Origin of the sequence: Streptomyces sp. DI166 (assembly GCF_900091315.1) — a bacterium.
GTDB lineage: Bacteria > Actinomycetota > Actinomycetes > Streptomycetales > Streptomycetaceae > Streptomyces > Streptomyces fuscus.
Genome location: NZ_FLSP01000038.1, coordinates 1 through 18273 on the forward strand (window position 1 = coordinate 1; position 18273 = coordinate 18273).

19 protein-coding genes are annotated in these 18273 nt (G+C 72.5%); 7 read left to right on the forward strand and 12 right to left on the reverse strand.

The window, feature by feature from the left end; translation table 11 throughout:
* Window positions 1–151: 151 nt before the first annotated feature.
* From GA0115233_RS19595 to GA0115233_RS19605, 3 genes are all read right to left on the reverse strand, one after another.
* Window positions 152–1927: an HEXXH motif domain-containing protein gene (locus tag GA0115233_RS19595; RefSeq protein ID WP_093721550.1), complete on the reverse strand. Its 1776-nt coding sequence runs from the start codon at window positions 1925–1927 to the stop codon at window positions 152–154.
* Window positions 1928–1944: 17 nt separating this feature from the next.
* Window positions 1945–2127, reverse strand: coding sequence for a hypothetical protein (locus GA0115233_RS19600; RefSeq protein WP_141689542.1), 183 nt, complete (start codon window positions 2125–2127; stop codon window positions 1945–1947).
* A 119-nt stretch (window positions 2128–2246) separates the two neighbouring features.
* A complete protein-coding gene (locus GA0115233_RS19605; protein ID WP_176711866.1) occupies window positions 2247–3236 on the reverse strand; it encodes an effector-associated domain 2-containing protein in 990 nt (329 codons plus the stop codon).
* Window positions 3237–3389: 153 nt separating this feature from the next.
* On the opposite strand from GA0115233_RS19605, the gene GA0115233_RS41105 reads away from it, so the two are divergent.
* Complete coding sequence (locus GA0115233_RS41105; RefSeq protein WP_176711867.1) at window positions 3390–3563, forward strand: hypothetical protein; 174 nt, start codon at window positions 3390–3392, stop codon at window positions 3561–3563.
* Window positions 3560–5245, forward strand: a complete 1686-nt coding sequence (locus GA0115233_RS19610; protein WP_093721553.1) for an HEXXH motif domain-containing protein — start codon at window positions 3560–3562, stop codon at window positions 5243–5245. The genes GA0115233_RS41105 and GA0115233_RS19610 overlap by 4 nt, the downstream gene beginning before the upstream one ends.
* Here the strand turns inward: GA0115233_RS19610 and GA0115233_RS19615 are convergent.
* Complete coding sequence (locus GA0115233_RS19615; RefSeq protein WP_093721554.1) at window positions 5211–5684, reverse strand: GNAT family N-acetyltransferase; 474 nt, start codon at window positions 5682–5684, stop codon at window positions 5211–5213. The two genes, GA0115233_RS19610 and GA0115233_RS19615, sit on opposite strands and share 35 nt — an antisense overlap.
* A gap of 9 nt (window positions 5685–5693) precedes the next feature.
* On the reverse strand, window positions 5694–6536 hold the full coding sequence (locus tag GA0115233_RS19620) for an aminoglycoside phosphotransferase family protein (RefSeq protein ID WP_250742415.1): 843 nt from the start codon (window positions 6534–6536) through the stop codon (window positions 5694–5696).
* A 96-nt stretch (window positions 6537–6632) separates the two neighbouring features.
* Between GA0115233_RS19620 and GA0115233_RS19625 the strand changes: the two genes are divergently transcribed.
* A complete protein-coding gene (locus GA0115233_RS19625; RefSeq protein WP_176711868.1) occupies window positions 6633–8036 on the forward strand; it encodes an NAD(P)/FAD-dependent oxidoreductase in 1404 nt (467 codons plus the stop codon).
* A gap of 137 nt (window positions 8037–8173) precedes the next feature.
* Here the strand turns inward: GA0115233_RS19625 and GA0115233_RS19630 are convergent, their stop codons facing one another.
* Together GA0115233_RS19630 and GA0115233_RS19635 are read right to left on the reverse strand one after the other, a co-directional pair.
* Window positions 8174–9154 (reverse strand): zinc-binding dehydrogenase, encoded by a 981-nt coding sequence (locus tag GA0115233_RS19630; protein WP_093721555.1) that lies wholly within the window; start codon window positions 9152–9154, stop codon window positions 8174–8176.
* Between the two features lie 62 nt (window positions 9155–9216).
* Window positions 9217–10377, reverse strand: a complete 1161-nt coding sequence (locus GA0115233_RS19635; protein WP_093721556.1) for an NAD(P)-binding protein — start codon at window positions 10375–10377, stop codon at window positions 9217–9219.
* Between the two features lie 136 nt (window positions 10378–10513).
* Between GA0115233_RS19635 and GA0115233_RS19640 the strand changes: the two genes are divergently transcribed.
* Complete coding sequence (locus GA0115233_RS19640) at window positions 10514–11224, forward strand: pentapeptide repeat-containing protein (RefSeq protein ID WP_093721557.1); 711 nt, start codon at window positions 10514–10516, stop codon at window positions 11222–11224.
* 40 nt (window positions 11225–11264) lie between these two features.
* Here the strand turns inward: GA0115233_RS19640 and GA0115233_RS19645 are convergent, their stop codons facing one another.
* Entirely contained in the window at window positions 11265–11765 is a 501-nt protein-coding gene (locus GA0115233_RS19645; RefSeq protein WP_093721558.1) for a hypothetical protein, read from the reverse strand.
* Between the two features lie 38 nt (window positions 11766–11803).
* Here GA0115233_RS19645 and GA0115233_RS19650 point away from each other — a divergent pair, with 38 nt between their 5' ends.
* Complete coding sequence (locus GA0115233_RS19650; RefSeq protein ID WP_093721559.1) at window positions 11804–13177, forward strand: M1 family metallopeptidase; 1374 nt, start codon at window positions 11804–11806, stop codon at window positions 13175–13177.
* Window positions 13178–13300: 123 nt separating this feature from the next.
* On the opposite strand, the gene GA0115233_RS19655 is transcribed toward GA0115233_RS19650, so the two are convergent.
* Complete coding sequence (locus GA0115233_RS19655) at window positions 13301–13843, reverse strand: GNAT family N-acetyltransferase (RefSeq protein WP_093721560.1); 543 nt, start codon at window positions 13841–13843, stop codon at window positions 13301–13303.
* Window positions 13844–13930: 87 nt separating this feature from the next.
* Window positions 13931–14506 carry a TerD family protein gene (locus GA0115233_RS19660; protein ID WP_093721561.1) on the reverse strand — a complete coding sequence of 192 codons (576 nt, stop codon included), beginning with the start codon at window positions 14504–14506 and terminating at the stop codon, window positions 13931–13933.
* Window positions 14507–14709: 203 nt separating this feature from the next.
* On the opposite strand from GA0115233_RS19660, the gene arfB reads away from it, so the two are divergent.
* Window positions 14710–15147: an alternative ribosome rescue aminoacyl-tRNA hydrolase ArfB gene (arfB, locus tag GA0115233_RS19665; RefSeq protein WP_093721562.1), complete on the forward strand. Its 438-nt coding sequence runs from the start codon at window positions 14710–14712 to the stop codon at window positions 15145–15147.
* Window positions 15148–15158: 11 nt separating this feature from the next.
* On the opposite strand, the gene GA0115233_RS19670 is transcribed toward arfB, so the two are convergent.
* Window positions 15159–15632, reverse strand: coding sequence for a GNAT family N-acetyltransferase (locus tag GA0115233_RS19670; RefSeq protein ID WP_093721563.1), 474 nt, complete (start codon window positions 15630–15632; stop codon window positions 15159–15161).
* 47 nt (window positions 15633–15679) lie between these two features.
* On the reverse strand, window positions 15680–16189 hold the full coding sequence (locus tag GA0115233_RS19675) for a flavin reductase family protein (protein WP_313895846.1): 510 nt from the start codon (window positions 16187–16189) through the stop codon (window positions 15680–15682).
* 394 nt (window positions 16190–16583) lie between these two features.
* On the opposite strand from GA0115233_RS19675, the gene cdgB reads away from it, so the two are divergent.
* A complete protein-coding gene (gene cdgB, locus GA0115233_RS19680; RefSeq protein ID WP_093721565.1) occupies window positions 16584–18236 on the forward strand; it encodes a diguanylate cyclase CdgB in 1653 nt (550 codons plus the stop codon).
* Window positions 18237–18273 lie beyond the last annotated feature (37 nt).

Genomic DNA, 18273 nt, shown 5'->3' on the forward strand with positions numbered 1-18273 from the left:
TTTCGCTTGCCCGCGCTTGCGGGTGCCGCCGCGCCCACCCGTGCCGCCCTGCGGCACGACTGCCCGCAGCTAGGCGGGTACAGCGGCTTCGACTGCCCGCAGCTAGGCGGGTACAGCGGCTTCGACTGCCCGCAGCTGCGGAGCTGGGCTCCTAGTTCGCCAGCCACGTCGCCAGGGCTATGGGGTCCGGTGGGGTTCCCGTCGCCTCGGCTATCGCGGTGTGGACCGCTCGTGCCCGTTCCGGGTGGTGACGCAGGAAGTGGGCCGCCGTGGGGGCCGTCCGGGTCTGGGCGAGGCAGTGGGACAGGCCCGACCAGGCCGTGGGGTGGTCCGGGGTGGTCGACAGGTGGGTGAGGTAGGCCGCCTGTGCCGCCTCCGCCTCGCCGGACGCCAGGAGCACGTCCGCCGGGGTCGCCCCGGTCACTGCCGCCTTCTCCGGGTCCTCGCCCGAGAGCCGGTGGCGGGTCAGGACCGCCAGGGTGTCCAGCCAGCGGGCCGAGTCGTCGGTGACCACGTCGGGGGGTGCCGCGAGGGAGCGGGGCGGGGCCGGGGTGTTCGCCAGCCAGGCCCGGGCCGCCTCCTCCACGGCCCCGCGCGGCGGGCGCAGATGGTGGGCGCGCCAGCGGGTGGTGTGGTCGGCGGCGCAGGCGCGGGCCAGGGCCAGCGGGGTCTCGGGCACCGGTTCGTCCAGCCAGCGGGTGCACAGGGCGTACAGGCGGTCCAGGAGCTGGGCGCCGACGGGGGTGAGGCGTTCGTGGCGGTGCACCTGGCGCAGGGCCGTGGTGACGTGGGTCCGCCACAGGGCGAACTCGAAGTGGGCGGTGGGTGTCGCGGCACCGGATGCCAGGCGGTGGGTGCGCCAGAAGCGGGCGATGCCGACGAAGGCGTAGATGCCCTGCAGCAGGCCGTCCAGCGGGCGTGGGTCGTCCCGCCAGGGGGCGTACCAGAGTTCGGGTGTCTCGGAGGTCTCCTCGGTCAGCAGCGGCGTCAGGTGCAGCAGGCCGCCCAGCTTGGTGTGCTGGAACTCGTGCACCAGGGTCACCGCCAGTTGCACCGCGTCGTCCGGCTCCGAGGACTCGATACCGCCGAAGGCGTCCCCCGCGGTCACACTGCGTGGCCGAAACCTTTCCCTCGCCGGGCCCGGGGTCAGTGACAACAGCCCCCGGCGCATCGCCTCGGCGGTACGAGGCTGTTCGTCCAGCAGGACCGTCCAGGCCCGCTCCAGCAACCGCCGCCACTGCTCGGCCGCCTCCTCGGAGAGCGGGTCCGGCTCGGTGGGCGTGGGGTAGGTCCGGTACGGGTCGATGTCGTCCAGGGCCAGGGTGAGGCGGTGGGTCGCGGGGCCCAGCGACAGCAGCCGCAGGGGGCGCCAGCCCGGTGCCGGGGTGTCCGGCGGGCTCGGCACGGTGACCGTGGCACCCGGTGCCGTGAGGGTCGTACGGCCCGCCTGCGCGCGTAGCGTCGCCGTGGACCACGGCTCTGTCGTGGGGAGTTCGGCGCAGCCCAGGGTCGGCAGGGGCACCCGACCGTGCCGCACCGGGACCTCGATGGCGAAGTCCAGCTCCGCGCGCAGCGCGGCGACGGCGGCCAGACAGGAGAGGTGGCCCAGCACCACCGACAGCGGTGGCTCGTCCTGCGGGAGGCTGCCGCGCAGTCGGCGCAGCGCCGTGGCCAGCCACATCCCGGTCTGCGGATACATCAGCAGCTCGTCGACGACGTCCGGTGCGCGCAGTTGTGCCGCGCTCAGCAGGTCCCAGGCGGGGCCGAGATCGGTGGCGTCGTCGAGCATCCGTAACAGCAGCAGCCGTCTGCTGCGTTCGGCCGCGAGCAGCAGGTCGACGGTGGCCGGACCGCCCTCGCCGCAGCTCAGTTCCTCCAGGCCGGACGACGGCAGACGGTGATGGGGGAGCGTGTGCTCAGCACGCATGGGCGGCCCCGGCCCCCTCAGTCGAACCGCTCCGCGCTGGGGTTGAAGTCGCTGACGCTCGCCTGCGCGAGGTCGATGCGCTGCCGCAGCTCTTCCAGGGAACCGGCGAGAACCCGACCGTCCATGGAGCGCAGCGTTTCAAGAGACACCCCCGCGAGATCGACTAGGTTGGACTCGACGGCGGCCACAGACGGCTCCATGACGCCCAAACCCCTTCCCCCCGGCTGTCGTTGCAAGGCGGGTTGCTCACATCCCCCTGATAGATGGCCCGCCCTTCAGGGGATGAAACACCGCACCCGTGCCGCGCCGCGATATCAGGTCAGCAATGGCGCCGGGACAACTCCACCGCCTCCTGGTCCATTCGGGCGACCCCGACGGATTCGCCCTCCACCAACCGTATCGCGTCCAGGAGTTGGTCCAAGGTCCCCGGATAACGCAGGCAGGTGCGCACGATTCCGAAGATGTCCGGGCGCAGGGCGGGGGAGCGGGGGCTCATGGCGGCGACCACCGGATCGACGCCTTCCAGGATCAGGGTCAGGCTGTTGCGGTCGCTGACGGAGGGGATGGCGGTCAGGGCGGTGACCAGGCCGTCGAGTTCGCGGGGCGGGAGGTTGGCGGGGAGGCGGGCCAGGCCGGTGGGGCCCGTGGCCGTCGGCGGGGACGGGGCCGGGCGGGTCAGACCGGCGGGGGTGGCCGGGAATCCGGCGTGTTCGTGCAGCAGGGCCAGTTGGGGGCCGGTCAGCAGGTCGTGCCAGCGGTCGGCGCGGGCCGCGGTCAGGCGGGACGGGTCCGAGACCCGCTCCTGGCCGCCGACCAGACCGACCAGCGCGCCCTCGCACCAGACCGCGGCGCCGGACATGCCCTCCCAGGGGGAGTGGGTCGCGGCGGGTGGGGAGACGGTGAGTTCGAGGGCGGTGCGGCGCGGGCGGAGCCGTCCCGCGCGAACGACCGCGCCGGGGGCGGCCAGCGGGAACCCCGCCGTCGTGAACGGCACACCGGCGTCCGTCTCCGGGACGGTCCCGTAGACCGGCAGCGGCGCCTCCCCGGACGGCTCCAGCAGCTCCAGCAGGGCGGCACCGGCGGCCTCGGAGCAGAACAGCACCCGTGCCGCCCGGCGCGTACCGCCGTCCAGCACGCCCGCGTGGAGGGCGCCGCGCACCGGATGCGCGGCCGTGAGGACGTACCGCTCGCCCACCCGGTAGCCCGAGCCCCGGCGCTCGCCGGAGTCCGACGGTGCCCACACCTCCGTCACCCGCGCAGGGTCCGGTCCGCCGTGCAACTCCTCGACCGATTCCCCGAGTTCCCTCACGACCCGGTCTCTACCCGTACGCCCACTTTTCACTCGACCGGGCTTAATTCCGGGGCGTGAATCTGTGAGGTGCCTGTGAGGGGTGCGGCGATGCACTAGGGTCGCCGCTGGAAAACCCGTAAAACACCTGAAATAGCAGAAATGGACGGGGTCATGGACAAGTCCGGAGTCGAGTCCGAGCTGATTGACCTCAGCGGTGTTCCGCTGGACGCCTGGCCCTCCCATCCGCTTCCTTCCGCGGACGGCTCCATGCGGCGGCTGCTCAGCCGCATCGACGACCCGGCGGGCAGCCTCGGCGGCTACAACCCGCAGCGCGACGAAGCGTGAGCGGGGCGCACGTCCTTCCGGCCGAGGCCTTCGACCAACTGCTCGGCGGCGGGGGCGATCCCGCCGCCGTCGCCGGACTGCGGGCCAGTGAGCGCAGCTGGCGGCTGCTGGTCGTACGGGCCCTGCTGGACGCCTCCGACGAAGTCCCCGAGGACGCCTGGCGGCTGCTGATGCGGGCCCGTGCCGCGGACGGGGCCGCCTTCGAGGAACTGCTCGCCTATCCGGCGGTCGGTGTGTGGGCGGCGCACACCCTGCGGCGGCTGCGCGGTTCCGTCGCCGGGGACACCCCTCCCGACACCGGCTATCTGCACGCCGTCGCGGCGAGCGCGGCGATCCGCGCCGGGCTGGACTTTTGGATCGGCATCCCCGTACGCGAGGGATGGGCCGTACTGCCCGCCCTCGGGGCCATGCGGGTCGCCGCCGGGCAGGAGACCGTGGAGGTGTCCGCCTGCGCCGGGCGGGTCGAGGTCGGCGGGCGGGCGCTCGACGGGCCCGACTGGCATCCGCTGGCCCGGCTGCGCGCAGACGGGTGCGGGCTGCTCCTGGACGACACCGACCCCTACCGCACCCTGCGCACCCCCACCCGCACCGAGCCGGTCGCCGCCGAGGACTGGCAGGAGCTGTTCACCGAGGCCTGGGACATCCTGCGCGGTCTCGACGAGGACGCGGCCCGCGCGCTCGCCGACGGACTGGTCACCCTCGTACCCCGGCCGCGCGCCGAGCGGTTCCGGCCGCACAGCGCCTCCTCCGGGGACGCCTTCGGCGCGGCCCTCGCCTCCCTCCCGGACGACGGCGAACAACTCGCCTCGACACTGGTGCACGAGTTCCAGCACAACAAACTCAGCGCCTTCATGCACCTGTTCACGCTCTACGAGGACCAGAGCGGCTCCCGAAGGCTGCACTACGCGCCCTGGCGGGACGACCCGAGGCCGCTCGGCGGGCTGTTGCAGGGCGTGTACGCCTTCTTCGGGGTCACCGGGTTCTGGCGGCGGCGCCAACACCCGCTCGGGCGCTTCGAGTTCGCGCTGTGGCGGGAGCAGACGGCGTACGCCCTGCGCGGGATCGGTGACCCCGAGGGGCTGACCGATCTGGGGCGGCGGCTCGTGGCCGAACTTCAGGGGCGGCTCGCGCCGTGGCTCGCGGAACCGGTGGCGGAACCCGCCCGGACCGCCGCGGAGCTGGCCGTGGCGGATCACCGGGCGACCTGGCGTGCGTATCACCTGCGCCCCGACCCGCGGGTGGTACGCGCACACGCGGAGGGACGGCCGGGGGAGACCGGCGAGCCGGAACTCGTCCCCGGCACCCCGGCGCGCGGCTTCGACACCCGGGCGGTGCTGCTGCGCTGGCTGCTGGCCGACCCGGCGGGCTTCGACGCCCTGCGCGCGGACCCCGGCGCCACCGTGGAGGGCGCCAGGCCCGAGGACGTCGCCCTGGTCACGGGGGATGCGAAGACCGCGCTCGGGCTGTGCCGGGAGCGGATCGTGCGCGGGGACGGCGACCCGGAGAGCTGGGTCGGCCTCGGACTCGCCGCCCGCGCCGCCGGGGACCCGGCGGGCGAGGCCCTGCTCGCCCGGCCCGAGCTGGTGATGGCCGTGCACACCGAACGCGGCGGCGCCGCCGACCCCCTGGACGTGGCGCGGTCCCTGCTCAGCTGCCCAGCTCGACCAGCGCCTCGTCGGTGAGCCGGTACACCGTCCACTCGTCCTGCGGGCGGGCGCCCAGCGACTCGTAGAACGCGATGGACGGGGTGTTCCAGTTCAGCACGGACCACTCCAGGCGCTGGTAGCCGCGCTCCACGCAGATCCGGGCCAACTCGGTGAGCAGGGCCTTGCCGTGGCCGGCGCCGCGGGCGGTGGGGCGGACGTAGAGGTCCTCCAGGTAGATGCCGTGGACGCCGCGCCAGGTGGAGAAGTTCAGGAACCACAGCGCGAAGCCGACCGGTGCGCCGGTGGTGTCGTCGACGGCGAGATGGGCGTAGGCGGCGGGACGCTCACCGAAGAGCGCCTCGCGCAACTGCTCCTCGGTGGCCTTCGCCTCCTCCAGGGCCTTCTCGTACTCGGCCAGCTCCCGGACGAGGGCGTGGATGACGGGGATGTCGGCGGGGGTCGCGGTGCGGATCATGCGGGGAGGCTAACCGCTGCGGGCGAGGAGCCGCGCCGCGATTTCCAGGTGCTCGGGCAGGGGCGGGTGGCCGTCCTCGATCCGCCACAGCGAGCCTCCCAGGACCCGGGCCAGGGTCCAGGCGCGGGCCCGGTCCCGGTCGAGGCCCATCACGTCCGTCATCGCGTCGAAGCGCCACCGGACCTCGTCGGCGTCGAAGCGATTCCACAGGGCGGGGAAGAGTTCGAAGCCGGGGTCGCCCGCCAGGGGTTTGGGGTCGATGGCCAGCCAGGGGGCGCGGTCGGCGGCCAGGACGTTCTCGAAGTGCAGGTCCCAGTGCAGGAGGCGGTCGCCCGGGTCGGCCACGACCTCACGGACGGCTGCGGCGCAGTTCTTCAGGAGGGTGGGGTCGTCGAGCCGGGGGAGGAGGGTCGCGGCCTCGTCGAGGAGGCGGGGGGCGAGGTCGGCCAGGCGGCGCAGGGCTGGTGGGGCGGGGGTGGCGGTGAGGTGGGCCAGGAGACCGGCCACGACGAGGGTGGCCTGTCGGGTGTCGGGGAGGTGGTGCAGGGTGCGGGTGGGGTCGAGGCGTTCGAGGAGGAGGGTGCCGGTGCCGTCCTCCGCTTCGGCCAGGAGGCGTACGGCGCCGTCGCCGTTCCAGGTGCGCAGGGCGAGCGGTTCGCCGACCGTTTCGTCGTCGACGTCCTGGAGCTTCAGCACCGCGGGGGTGCCGTCCGCGCGGCGGACGGGGAGGACCAGGGCACACCGGCCGCTCATGGGCGGGCCGTCACGGCGGAGGTCCCACGTCCGGAGGAAAGTCTCGGCGCGCTGGGCGAGGTCGGCGCGGTCGGCCGGATCTGCCGGGGGGTCGGTCACAGGGTGACGGTAGCCGGGGCGCTGGGGCTCTCACCACGCGATATCGACGGAATCCGAAGGAGACAGCGGTCGGCGGGGCGGGTTAACGTCCCGGCCATGAGCAGCTCGGTCAGTGATGTCGTGAACGGCGGCATCTCCTACTGGTACGCGGACGACGGTCTCCCTGCGGTGCGGGAGCCGCTGCCCGGGGACGCCTCGGCCGACGTGGTGATCGTCGGCGGCGGATACACGGGACTGTGGACGGCGTACTACCTGAAGAAGGCGGCGCCCTTCCTGCGTATTACCGTCCTTGAGCAGAAGTTCTGCGGCTACGGCGCCTCCGGGCGCAACGGCGGCTGGCTGTACAACGGCATCGCGGGCCGCGACCGGTACGCGAAGCTGCACGGCCAGGAGGCCGCGGTCCGGTTGCAGCGGGCCATGAACGACACCGTCGACGAGGTCGTCGCCGTCGCGGCGGCGGAGGGCATCGAGGCGGACGTGCACAAGGGCGGGGTGCTCGAAGTCGCGCGTACGCCCGCGCAGTTGGCCCGGTTGAAGGCCTTCCACGAGGCCGAGGCCGCGTTCGGGGAGAAGGACCGGGAACTGTACGGGGCCCGGGAGACCGCCGAGCGGATCCGGATCGCGGACGCGGTGGGGGCCTCCTGGACGCCGCACGGGGCGCGGGTGCACCCGGTGAAGCTGGTGAAGGGGCTGGCGGCGGCGGTCGAGGCGCTGGGCGTGGTCATTCACGAGCAGACGCCCGTCACTGAGATCCGGCCCAAGCACGCGGTGACGCCGTACGGGACGGTGCGGGCGCCCTATGTGCTGCGGTGCACGGAGGGGTTCACGGCGGCGTTGAAGGGTGAGCGGCGGACGTGGCTGCCTATGAACTCCTCGATGATCGTCACCGAGCCGCTGAGCGACGAGCAGTGGGAGTCCGTCGGGTGGGACGGACGGGAGACGCTCGGGGACATGGCGCACGCCTATATGTACGCCCAGCGGACCGCGGACGGGCGGATCGCGCTGGGCGGGCGCGGGGTGCCGTACCGCTTCGGGTCGGCGACGGACAACGACGGGCGGACGCAGGAGGCTACGGTCGCGGCGCTGCGGGAGATTCTGCTCGCGTTCTTCCCGCAGTTGGCGGGGGTGCGGGTGGCGCATGCCTGGTCGGGGGTGCTGGGGGTGCCTCGGGACTGGTGCGCGACGGTGACGCTGGATCGGTCGACCGGGCTGGGCTGGGCCGGGGGGTATGTGGGGTCCGGTGTGGCTACGGCGAATCTGGCGGCGCGTACCTTGCGGGATCTTGTGCAGGTGGACTCCGGGCAGGGTGGGCGGACCGAGCTGACGGAGTTGCCTTGGGTGGGGCACGAGGTGCGGAAGTGGGAGCCGGAGCCGTTGCGGTGGATCGGGGTGCGGGGGATGTACGCGGTGTATCGGGCTGCGGATCGGCGGGAGGCGGTGACGGGGGCGGCGGTGTCCTCGCCGCTGGCTCGGGTGGCGGATTGGGTGGCTGGGCGGTAGTGGGGTAGGCGGGGCTGTGGGTTGCGGTGGGGGCGGGTGCGCTCGCCCGCGCTTGCGGGGTGCCTCCCCCAGAGGGGGACCCCCGCCCACCCGTGCCGCCCCAGCGGCACGACTGCCCGCAGCTACGTAGATATGGCTTACGGCTCCAGTACCACCTTTCCCACCGTCCCCCTCGTTTCCAAGGCGTGGTGGGCCTTGGGGGCCTGGGGCAGGGGGTAGCGCTGGACTGCGGGTTTCAGGTGGCCTGCTGCGGCTTCTGTCAGGGCCCGGAGTTCCAGGGTGCGGACAGGGTTGGGGCCGCCGGCCTTCTGCATCATCGCCGGGCCCAGGACCTGTTCCGAGACGCCCTCCACCACGTACGGCTCGCCTCCCTGGATGCCCTCCGCCGACCAGCCGAAGACGACGTGCTTGCCGCCCGGGCCGAGAAGGGAGACGGCGTGGCGGGCCGCGTCGCCGCCGACGCCGTCGAAGACGACCGTGGCCGTGCGGCCGCCCAGCCAGGCGCGGACCTTCTCCGGCCAGTCGGGCTCCTTGTAGTCGACGGCGAGGTCCGCGCCGTTGGCCTGGACGCGGGCGACCTTCTCCGGACCGCCGGCCAGCCCGATGACGGTGGCGCCGGCGTTCTTGGCGTACTGGACGAGCAGGGTGCCGATGCCGCCCGCCGCCGCGGGGATCACGGCCACGGAGTCGGGGCCCAGCTCGGCGAACTGGAGGATCCCCATCGCCGTACGCCCCGTGCCGATCATGGCGACCGCCTCGGCGAAGTCCAGGTTCTCCGGGATCTCGTGCAGCCGTTCGACCTCGGTGACGGCGAGTTCCGCGTACCCGCCGGGCGCGAAGCCGATGTGGGCCACCACGCGCCTGCCGAGCCAGATGCCGGACACGCCCTCGCCCAGTGACTCGACCACGCCCGCGATCTCCCGGCCCGGGATCGTCGGCAACTGCGTCGGGGCCGGGGCGGGGCCCTGCCGGCCCTCGCGCAGCGCGGTGTCGAGGAGGTGGACCCCGGCCGCCCGGACGGCGACCCGGACCTGGCCGGGGCCGGGAACGGGGTCCTCCACCTCCTCGTACGTGAGGTTCTCGGCAGGGCCGAACGCGTGCAGGCGGATGGCGTGCATGAGGTCCCCCAGAGGAGTGGTTCGCGGTCGTTGTTTTCGCTTCCGGGGGCTACTTTTCAACCTCAAGCATGCTTGAGGTCAAGGGCCTTCTCGCCCAGCGCCAGCGACACCGCGGTCAGGGCGCTGTTGAAGGACACCTCCGACAGCACCCCGGGCGCCGCCACCTGGTCGCCCGCCAGGTACACGCCGTCCCCGCGGTCGATCGCCGGGCGGTCCCGCCAGCTCGTGCCGGGCAGGTCCACCGCGCCGGTACGGCCGCCCGCGAGCGCCTCCCGCCGCCAGGTGACCCGGTCCCGCCAGCCCTCGAAGGCGAGGTCGAGCAGTTCCTCCGCGCGGGCGATGCCGTCCGCCTTCGACTCGCCGGGGCCGATCGGGATCTGCCCCTGGATCAGGGACTCACCGGCCGGGGCGAGGGTCCTGTCCTGCGCCGTGAACCGTTCGATCCACCCCGCCCGGTCCAGGTCGGACACCGCGAAGGCGTCCCCGCGCCGGGTGTGTACCGCCAGGTCGATCAGCGCCGTACGGCCGCTCGTCCAGGTCAGGCTGTCGTCCTTCAGCAGCCGCCGCGCCGAGTCCAGCGAGGTGGCGACGACCACCGGGGTGTCGGTGGGCAGGGTGTCGACGCGGGACAGGGTCTCCATCCGTACGCCGAGGTTCCAGGCGTGGTCGGCCATCCGCCCGATCACGCTGCCCCAGCCGCCGCGCGGGTAGTGCGCCTCCGGGGGCAGCTTCGTGGCGCGGCGCAGTCGCTCCTGCACGAACGCGGCGGACAGTGCGCCCGGGTCGTGGTGGAAGAGGGCCACGGCGGAGTAGTGGGCCGCGGCCCGCGCGCCCTCCTCGCCCGCGATACCGGTCGCCCAGGTCAGGAAGTCCACGTCGACCGGCGCCTGCGGCAGACCGCGGCGCAGCAGCTTGAGCATCCCGAAGGGCGGGGTGCGGCGCAGGGAGCCCTTGTGCCGCAGCCGCAGCCGGGCCGCCTCCAGGGGCGGGAGCTGGGCGAGCGGGCCGATGAGATCGCGCTGCTTGAGCCAGGCCCAGTGGGGTCCGCCGTTGTAGAGGGCATGGGGTCCCTCGTTGGTCCGGTACGGCCCCTCGGCGGTCCGCGCCCGTCCGCCCAGGGTGTGGTGGGCCTCGTACACGGTCACGTGGGCGCCCGCCTCGGCGGCGGTGATGGCCGCGGTGAGTCCGGCGAAGCCGCCGCCCACGACGGTGATGCGGTGCATTAGGGGTCTCCCTCTGCTCGGTGGCCGTTCTGCCTATACGACGAGGCGACCGCCTCGAAATGTGACATCGGCCGTGTCTTCGCAGGTCAGCGGCTTTGGCAGGGGCTTTGTCAGTGGGGCGGTGCAGCATGGGGGCATGGTGCGTGCGGGCAGGGGCAGCGGTGGCGGTGGCGATGGCGGTGGCGATGGCCGTACGAGGGTGAAGGCGGCTCGGCGGCCGGAGGTGCGGTTGCCGGGGCTGGCGGAGTTCGAGGGCGGGGAGCTGGAGCCGGACGGCGACTACGACGGTCTGGAGTTCCGGGAGGCGGATCTCGGCGGGCAGGACGGGAGCGGGGCGCGCTTCATGGACTGCGCGCTGAAGGGGTGCGTGCTCGACGGGGCGGGGCTCGGTCACGCCCGCTTCCTGGACTCGGTGCTGAGCGCGCCGCGCGGTGTCGGTACGGATCTGTCCGAGGCGACCCTGAGGGACGTGGAACTGCACGACGCCCGGCTCGGCGGGGTCCAGCTGCACGGTGCCGCCCTGGAACGGGTCCTGGTCCGCGGCGGCAAGATCGACTACCTGAATCTGCGCGGGGCCCGTCTCAGGGACGTCGTCTTCGAGAACTGCGTCCTGGTGGAGCCGGACTTCGGCGGCGCCACCCTGGAGCGGGTCGCCTTTCCGGGCTGTGTGCTCAAGGGGGCCGACCTGACCGGGGCCACGCTCACCGACGTCGACCTGAGAGAGGCGGCGGCCCTGGACATCGCGCGGGGCGTGGACCGGCTCGCGGGGGCGGTGATCGGCACGGGGCAACTGCTGGATCTGGCACCGGTGCTGGCGGGGGCGCTGGGGATCAGGGTGGAGGACTGAGGTCCACGGCGGAAAACACCCGCGGGTCGCAGGTCGGGGGTCAGGGCACTCGTGGAAACCGCGCCTGGAGGGTCCAGATCGCCGGGTTCTCCGCCAGGTCCTCGTGCAGGTCGCACAGGTCGGCGATCAGGTCGTGCAGGAAGTCGCGGGCCTCGCGGCGGAGTTCGGTGTGCGAGAAGGTCAGCGGGGGCTCCTCGGCCGGCATCCAGTCCGCCTCGACGTCGACCCAGCCGAAGCGGCGCTCGAAGAGCATCCGGTCGGTGGACTCGGTGAAGTCCAGTTCCGCGTACTGCGGGCGGGACGCGCGGGAGCCCGCCGGGTCCTGGTCGATGCGCTCCACGATGTCGCACAGCGCCCAGGCGAAGTCCAGCACCGGCACCCATCCCCAGGCTGTGGACAGCTCCCGGTCCTCCTTGGTGTCCGCGAGATAGACGTCACCGCAGAACAGGTCGTGGCGCAGGGCGTGGACGTCCGCGCGGCGGTAGTCGGTCTGCGGCGGGTCAGGGAAGCGGTTGGAGAGGGCGTAGCCGATGTCGAGCACGTAGGTGATGGTGTCACGGCCCTCGTAGGATCACGGACGTGTCCCGGTTCGTACGGCTGTGCCTGGTTCCCGCCCTGCTCGCGCTGGCGTCCTGCGGAGGTGGCGGCCAGGGTTCCCCCGGTGCGCCCGGGGTGGGCGACCCGTACTTCCCGAAGGCCGGGAACGGTGGCTACGACGTGAGCCACTACGCCCTGGACCTGCGCTACGCCCCGGAGACCCGCCGGCTCACCGGTACGGCCACCCTCACCGCCCGCGCCACCCAGGACCTGTCCTCCTTCCACCTGGACCTCGCGGGGCTCACGGTCGACGACGTCACCGTCGAGGGGGAGGAGGCGGGGTGGGAGCGGGCGGGACAGGAGCTGATCGTCCGCCCGGCCGGCGTCCTCGACGACGGGGAGACCTTCGCGGTGCGGATCCGCTACTCCGGTACGCCGAGGACGATCACCGACCCGGACGGCTCCGAGGAGGGCTGGCTGCGCACCCACGGCGGCGCGGGCGCCCTCGCGCTCGGCGAGCCGAACGGCTCGATGACCTGGTTCCCCGGCAACCACCACCCCTCCGACAAGGCCTCCTACACACTCTCGATCACCGTCCCGAAGGGCGTCGCGGCGGTCTCCAACGGGGAGCTGACCGGCGAACGGACCGGCCACGGCCGTACGACGTACCACTGGCGCACCGCCGAACCCATGGCGAGCTACCTGGCCACGCTCGCCATCGGCGCCTATGACGTCCGTCGCGCCACGGCCGGGGACATGCCCGCGCACTCGGCCGTCGCCCGCGGGGAGTCCGGGCGGCAGGCCATGTCCGAACTGCCCGGCGTGCTGGACTGGGCGGAGAAGAGCTTCGGCCCCTACCCCTTCTCCTCCACCGGCGTGATCATCGCCCCGGCCGACGCCACCGACTACGCCCTGGAGACCCAGAACCGCCCCGTCTTCCCGGGCGCCCCCGACACCTTGCTGCTCGTCCACGAGCTGGCCCACCAGTGGTTCGGCAACTCGGTGACGCCGAAGAGCTGGCAGGACATGTGGCTCAACGAGGGCTTCGCCACCTACGCGGAGTGGCTGTGGGAGGAGCAGCACGGCGGTGACAGCGCGGAGACGACGTTCCGAGGGCTGTACGCGAGTGACGACGCCGATCTGTGGGCCTTCCCGCCCGCCGAACCGCCCGGCGCCGAGCACATCTCCGACCGGCCGGTCTACGAGCGGGGCGCGATGGTCGTCCACAAGATCCGCCAGGCCGTCGGCGACGCGGCCTTCGGCGAGCTGGTGCGGGGCTGGACGGCCGAGCACCGGCACGGCAACGCGGACACCGAGGACTTCACCGCGTACGTCGAACAGCAGGCGCCCGAGCACGACTTCGGGCCCCTGTGGGCGGACTGGCTGTACGGGGAGGGCAAGCCGGAACGTCCGTGACGGCCGGTCAGGCGGGCGTGCCCAGATCCCGGCGCATCGCCGCACGCGCCGCCCAGACCGCCTCGGCGTGCTGGAGCCGCGCCGAGGGCGGTGGCGGCCAAGGGGGTCCAGTCCATGGCGGGTTCAGACCTCGTCGGGGTGGTCGGCGGGCGGGGTGAGCCGTTTGCGCAGCACCGTGCAGGGGCGGGCCTGTTCCCGGTCCGTACGGCGGTCCACGATCCCGTAGCCGAGGGCGGTCCAGAAGGCGAGGGCGCCGGAGTTGTTGTCGAGGACGGCGAGGCGTACGGCAGTGCGGCCCCCGGCGCGGAAGCGGTCCTCCACGAGGGAGGCGAGCCGCCGTCCGTGGCCCTTGCCGTGCAGGCCCGCGTCCACCATCAGCAGGCCGATCCACGGGTCGGGGTCGGCCGGATCGGGGTGCCGGGCCAGGATGACGGCCAGGCCGACGAGCCGGCCCTCGCTGCGGGCGAGCAGCACCTCGGCGCTCGGCTGCGCCAACTCCTCGGCCAGTGCCGCCGCCACCTGTTCCGGCCGGACGTCGTCCGGGTCGGGGAGGTCCCCGCTCAGGGCGAGGTACGCGCGGTTGGAGGCGTAGAGCGCGGTGAGTTCGGTGAGGAGGGGGCCCGGGAGGGCGTGGTCGGGGGAGTGCGGGAGGGGTTCGAGAAGCATGCCGGGGACGCTACTGCCCCGTGCCGCGGGTGCCCCGGTCGAACCCCCGGCCGGAGCCGGGGGTTCGGGGTGCGTCGGTGTCCTGGATCAGACGTTGACGCCGAAGTCCTGGGCGATGCCCACCAGACCCGAGGCGTAGCCCTGGCCGACGGCGCGGAACTTCCACTCGGCGCCGTTGCGGTACAGCTCGCCGAAGACCATGGCGGTCTCGGTGGCCGCGTCCTCGGACAGGTCGTAGCGGGCGATCTCGGCGCCGCCGGCCTGGTTGACGATGCGGATGTAGGCGTTGCGGACCTGGCCGAAGTTCTGCGAGCGGTTCTCGGCGTCGTAGATCGAGACCGGGAAGACGATCTTGTCGACGTCGGCGGGAAGGCCGGCCAGGTTGACGTTGATGGCCTCGTCGTCGCCCGCGCCCTCACCGGTGCGGTTGTCACCGGTGTGGACGATGGTCTGGTCCGGGGTCTGCTTGTTGTTGAAGAAGACGAAGTGGGCGTCGGAGTAGACCTTGCCCTGCGTGTTGACCGCGATGGCGGAGGCGTCGAGGTCGAAGTCCGTGCCGGTGGTGGTGCGGACGTCCCAGCCGAGGCCCACGGTGACGGCGGTCAGGCCCGGAGCCTCCTTGGTGAGCGAGACGTTGCCACCCTTGGACAGGCTTACAGCCATTGTTGGGAGTCCCTTCCCTCGTTTGCGTACGGCAGTACGGCCTTGAAGCTACAGCTACCCCTATGAACGCGGAGAGGGGTGGCGAAGGTTCCAGGTGTCTTTACTTTCTTTACCAACCGCCATGCGAACGGCGGTAACGGCGCGGCACCCGCTCGGCACCCGCGCGGATATTGGGGTGACGTGGACCGGACAGACCGGGGAACATGGACCCCATGTCCGGTCCTCACGTCATCCGCGGCTCCGTCTCGCTGCCCGAGGCCGAGCTCATGTGGCGTTTCTCGCGTTCCTCGGGGCCCGGCGGTCAGCACGTCAACACCAGTGACTCCCAGGTCGAACTCCGCTTCGACCTCGCGCGCACCGAGGCGCTGCCCGAGGTGTGGAAGCGGCGCGCCCTGGAACGCCTCGCGGGCCGCCTCGTCGACGGCGTCCTCACCGTCCGCTCCTCCGAGCACCGCTCCCAGTGGCGCAACCGCGAAACAGCCGCCGTACGCCTGGCGTCCCTGCTGGCGGAGGCGACCGCCCCACCGCCCAAGCCGCGCAAGCCGACCCGTATCCCCCGAGGCATCAACGAGCGCCGCCTGCGCGAGAAGAAGCAGCGCTCGGACACCAAGCGGGGCCGCTCGGGGCGGGACTGGACGTAGGGGCTTCGAGGCTACGAGAGCCTCAGCACCCCCACCGTCTCCCCTTCGCTCTTCTCCCCGTTCGGTTCGAAGCCGAGGCCCAGGTAGAAGTCCGCGGGGCCGTCCGGGCCCTCGTGCCAGGTGACGTACATTTCCCTGCCGCCCCGGTCGCGGATTTCGTTCGCCACCGATTCGACCGCGAACCGGCCGTATCCGCGCCGCTGTTCCCCGGCGGATATGTTCAGCCGCCACAGGCCGGAGCGGATGACGCTGCCGTCGCCGCGCCAGTCGATGTCGAGGAAGGCCATCACGAAGCCGACCGCGCGGTCGCCGTCGACGATCAGCCGGGGCCAGGCCACGCCGGGCCAGACATAGGCCTCGGCCAGGGACTTGGCCACCGGGTCCACGGCGAACTCCTGCTCGGGGCGGACCCGGACGGCGAGGGCGGCCTCGATATTCGCGGGAGTCAGGACATCGAGGCGCGGTTGTGCGGCGGCGGTCGTCATGGCCGCACCTTAGGGCGGCGCTTCACGCTCCGTCATTTGAATTCCGCTCAGCCCAATTGGCGATAGCGACCGCGGAAATACAGCAGCGGTCCCCCCTCCGCGCTCGGTACGCGCGCGGTCAGGACGCGGCCGATGACGAGCGTGTGGTCGCCCGCCTCCACCCGCTGCTCGGTCCGGCACTCCAACTGCGCCAGCGCGCCGCCCACCAGTGGCGCGCCGGTCGCCTCGCCGCGGACGTAGGGGATGTCCTCGAACAGCAGCCGGTCGCTGATCCGGCCCTTCATCGCGAAGCGGCCGGCGATGTGCCGCTGGCTCTCGGACAGCACCGAGACCGCCCACAGCGGCTGCTCGTCGAGCAGGTCGTCCATACGGGCCCCGGTACGCAGGCTGACCAGCACCAGGGGCGGGTCCAGGGAGACCGAGAGGAAGGCCGTGGCCGTCATGCCCACGTCCTCGCCCTTGGGGCCGTCCGGGGCCAGCGGGGGCTCGAACGCGGTCACCAGGACCACGCCCGCGGCCAGCCGGGACATGGCGGCGCGGAACTCGTCGTTGCTCACCCCCTCAGCATGCCCGGCGAGGGCGGACGCGGTGATCGGGGGAAGTGCGGCTGGGGGAGTCTTCGGCACGCTGGAGACGCTAGTGTGCGCCACGCGGGCGTCGCATCGGGCGGGGGGCCGAGACGGGACCTAGGACCAGCGGAGGACCTCATCGACCTCAACGGCAGCCTCTTCGGCCGGGCGAACACTTTGTGTTCAGTAAACGCACCGGGAAAACACAGAAATCCCACTCAATTGTTCATCTTTTGCTGTGACTTGAGTCACAAGAGCCATTAATTGTTGACCCTGTGTACCGAGTGGGCAGCGCGCTGTGATTCAGTGGCTGGGAAGCTGCCACAACGATACGCCGATGAGAACCCTTGATTCGCTGCGAGGTCTCGGGGGGAGGGCGAGCATGGAGACCGAGTCGGAGCCGTACGTCCGTCTTGCGACCCTGCGACAACTGCACCAGGTCATGGCGGACATGAACACCGCGCGCAGCCTGGCGGACACACTGCAGACCGTTGCCGACGGCGTGGTCACCGGCCTCGGCTACGAGCTGGCCTGCGTCAATCTGGTCCGGCAGGACGGCGACCTGGTCGTGGCCGCCCTCGCCGGCAACCCCGCGGCCGAGGCGCTGATCACCGGCCGCACCGGCTCCCGCGAGTCCTGGGAGCGGCGGCTGAGCATGGGCGAGCGCTGGGGCGACCTGGTCTTCATCCCGCACACCGAGGGCTGGGTCCTCGACGACGACGACGTCCCGCAGTGGTACACCGACGGCCCCGCGCCGCGCTTCGAGGACGAGTGGCACCCCTCCGACCGCCTTTTCGCGCCCATGTACACCCCCGGGGTGCACGGCGGCGGCAGCGGCGAGCTGATCGGCGTGCTCTCCGTGGACCGCCCGCGCAACGGCCGGCTGCCCGGCGCCTGGGGGCGCGAGGCCCTGCAGATGTACGCGTTCCAGGCCGCCATCGCGATCAGCAACGCGCGTCTACGTGCGAATATGCAGCGGGCACTGGTCAGGCTTGAGCGCGAGCAGCAGGCCCTGCGGGCCAGCGAGGAAAGCTTCCGGCAGGCCTTCGAGTACGCCCCCTCCGGCATGGCCATCGCCGAGATGGGCGGCGACCAGCACGGCCGCATCCTGCGCACCAACGACGCCCTGTGCCGTCTGCTCGGCCGCCCGGCCTCCGCGATGCGCCGCTACTCCTTCTCCGACCTGGTCCACCCCGAGGACATAGGCACCCTGCTGCGCACCTCCGCCGAGGGCGGCCGGGCGGAGCTGCGGCTGGCCCGCCGGGACGGCACCTACGTCTGGGTGTCCCTGCGCAACAGCGTGGTCGCCGACGCCGCCGACGGGCCGCGCTTCCTGCTCACCCACGTCGAGGACATAGAGGAGCGCAAGCGCCGCGAGCTCCAGCTCGCCCACCGCGCCTCCCACGACTCGCTGACCGGCCTGCCGAACTCCGCCGAGCTGCGCGCCCGGCTCTCCGCCCGGCTCTGCCGGCGCCCCGCGCACGCCGGCGCGCTGGAGTCCCTGGACGCCGCCTACGGCCACCCCGGGTACGACGTCAACGTCCAGGGCTTCGACGACTTCCCCGGCACCGACGTCCTCGACGGCTACGACCACCATGTGCACACCGTCGCCCCCGAGAGCGAGCGCGACGACGGCACCAAGGGGCTCGCGGTGCTCTTCTGCGACCTCGACGGCTTCAAGTCGATCAACGACCGGTTCGGGCACAACGCGGGTGACGCGGTTCTCATCGAGGTCGCCCGGCGGCTGTCGCGGGGCGTGCGCGACGGTGACACCGTGGCCCGGCTCGGCGGCGACGAGTTCGTGATCCTCGCCGACGGGCTCGGCAAGGCCGACGCCCAGGACCTCGCCGTACGGCTGCGCAACGAGATCATCCAGCCGATCCGCGCCGAGGGCCGGGCGGTGCGGGTGGGCGCCAGCTTCGGCATCGGGTGGGCGCACTGCGGGATGACGGCGGACGAAGTGCTGAAGTCCGCCGACGAACGGATGTACGTAGAGAAACGATCTCGTCCCAAACAGCACAGACGCGCGGGTTGATCCCCAGGTCAGCGAGCTGATGAGGTCCGAGTCACCC

What these genes read in the sequence shown, in the direction of transcription:
- GA0115233_RS19595 (WP_093721550.1), bottom strand. Translation starts at nt 1,927, where the DNA reads ATGCGTGCTGAGCACACGCTCCCCCATCACCGTCTGCCGTCGTCCGGC.
- GA0115233_RS19600 (WP_141689542.1), bottom strand. Translation starts at nt 2,127, where the DNA reads ATGGAGCCGTCTGTGGCCGCCGTCGAGTCCAACCTAGTCGATCTCGCG.
- GA0115233_RS41105 (WP_176711867.1), top strand. Translation starts at nt 3,390, where the DNA reads ATGGACAAGTCCGGAGTCGAGTCCGAGCTGATTGACCTCAGCGGTGTT.
- GA0115233_RS19615 (WP_093721554.1), bottom strand. Translation starts at nt 5,684, where the DNA reads ATGATCCGCACCGCGACCCCCGCCGACATCCCCGTCATCCACGCCCTC.
- GA0115233_RS19625 (WP_176711868.1), top strand. Translation starts at nt 6,633, where the DNA reads ATGAGCAGCTCGGTCAGTGATGTCGTGAACGGCGGCATCTCCTACTGG.
- GA0115233_RS19630 (WP_093721555.1), bottom strand. Translation starts at nt 9,154, where the DNA reads ATGCACGCCATCCGCCTGCACGCGTTCGGCCCTGCCGAGAACCTCACG.
- GA0115233_RS19635 (WP_093721556.1), bottom strand. Translation starts at nt 10,377, where the DNA reads ATGCACCGCATCACCGTCGTGGGCGGCGGCTTCGCCGGACTCACCGCG.
- GA0115233_RS19640 (WP_093721557.1), top strand. Translation starts at nt 10,514, where the DNA reads ATGGTGCGTGCGGGCAGGGGCAGCGGTGGCGGTGGCGATGGCGGTGGC.
- GA0115233_RS19655 (WP_093721560.1), bottom strand. Translation starts at nt 13,843, where the DNA reads ATGCTTCTCGAACCCCTCCCGCACTCCCCCGACCACGCCCTCCCGGGC.
- GA0115233_RS19660 (WP_093721561.1), bottom strand. Translation starts at nt 14,506, where the DNA reads ATGGCTGTAAGCCTGTCCAAGGGTGGCAACGTCTCGCTCACCAAGGAG.
- arfB (WP_093721562.1), top strand. Translation starts at nt 14,710, where the DNA reads ATGGACCCCATGTCCGGTCCTCACGTCATCCGCGGCTCCGTCTCGCTG.
- GA0115233_RS19670 (WP_093721563.1), bottom strand. Translation starts at nt 15,632, where the DNA reads ATGACGACCGCCGCCGCACAACCGCGCCTCGATGTCCTGACTCCCGCG.
- cdgB (WP_093721565.1), top strand. Translation starts at nt 16,584, where the DNA reads ATGGAGACCGAGTCGGAGCCGTACGTCCGTCTTGCGACCCTGCGACAA.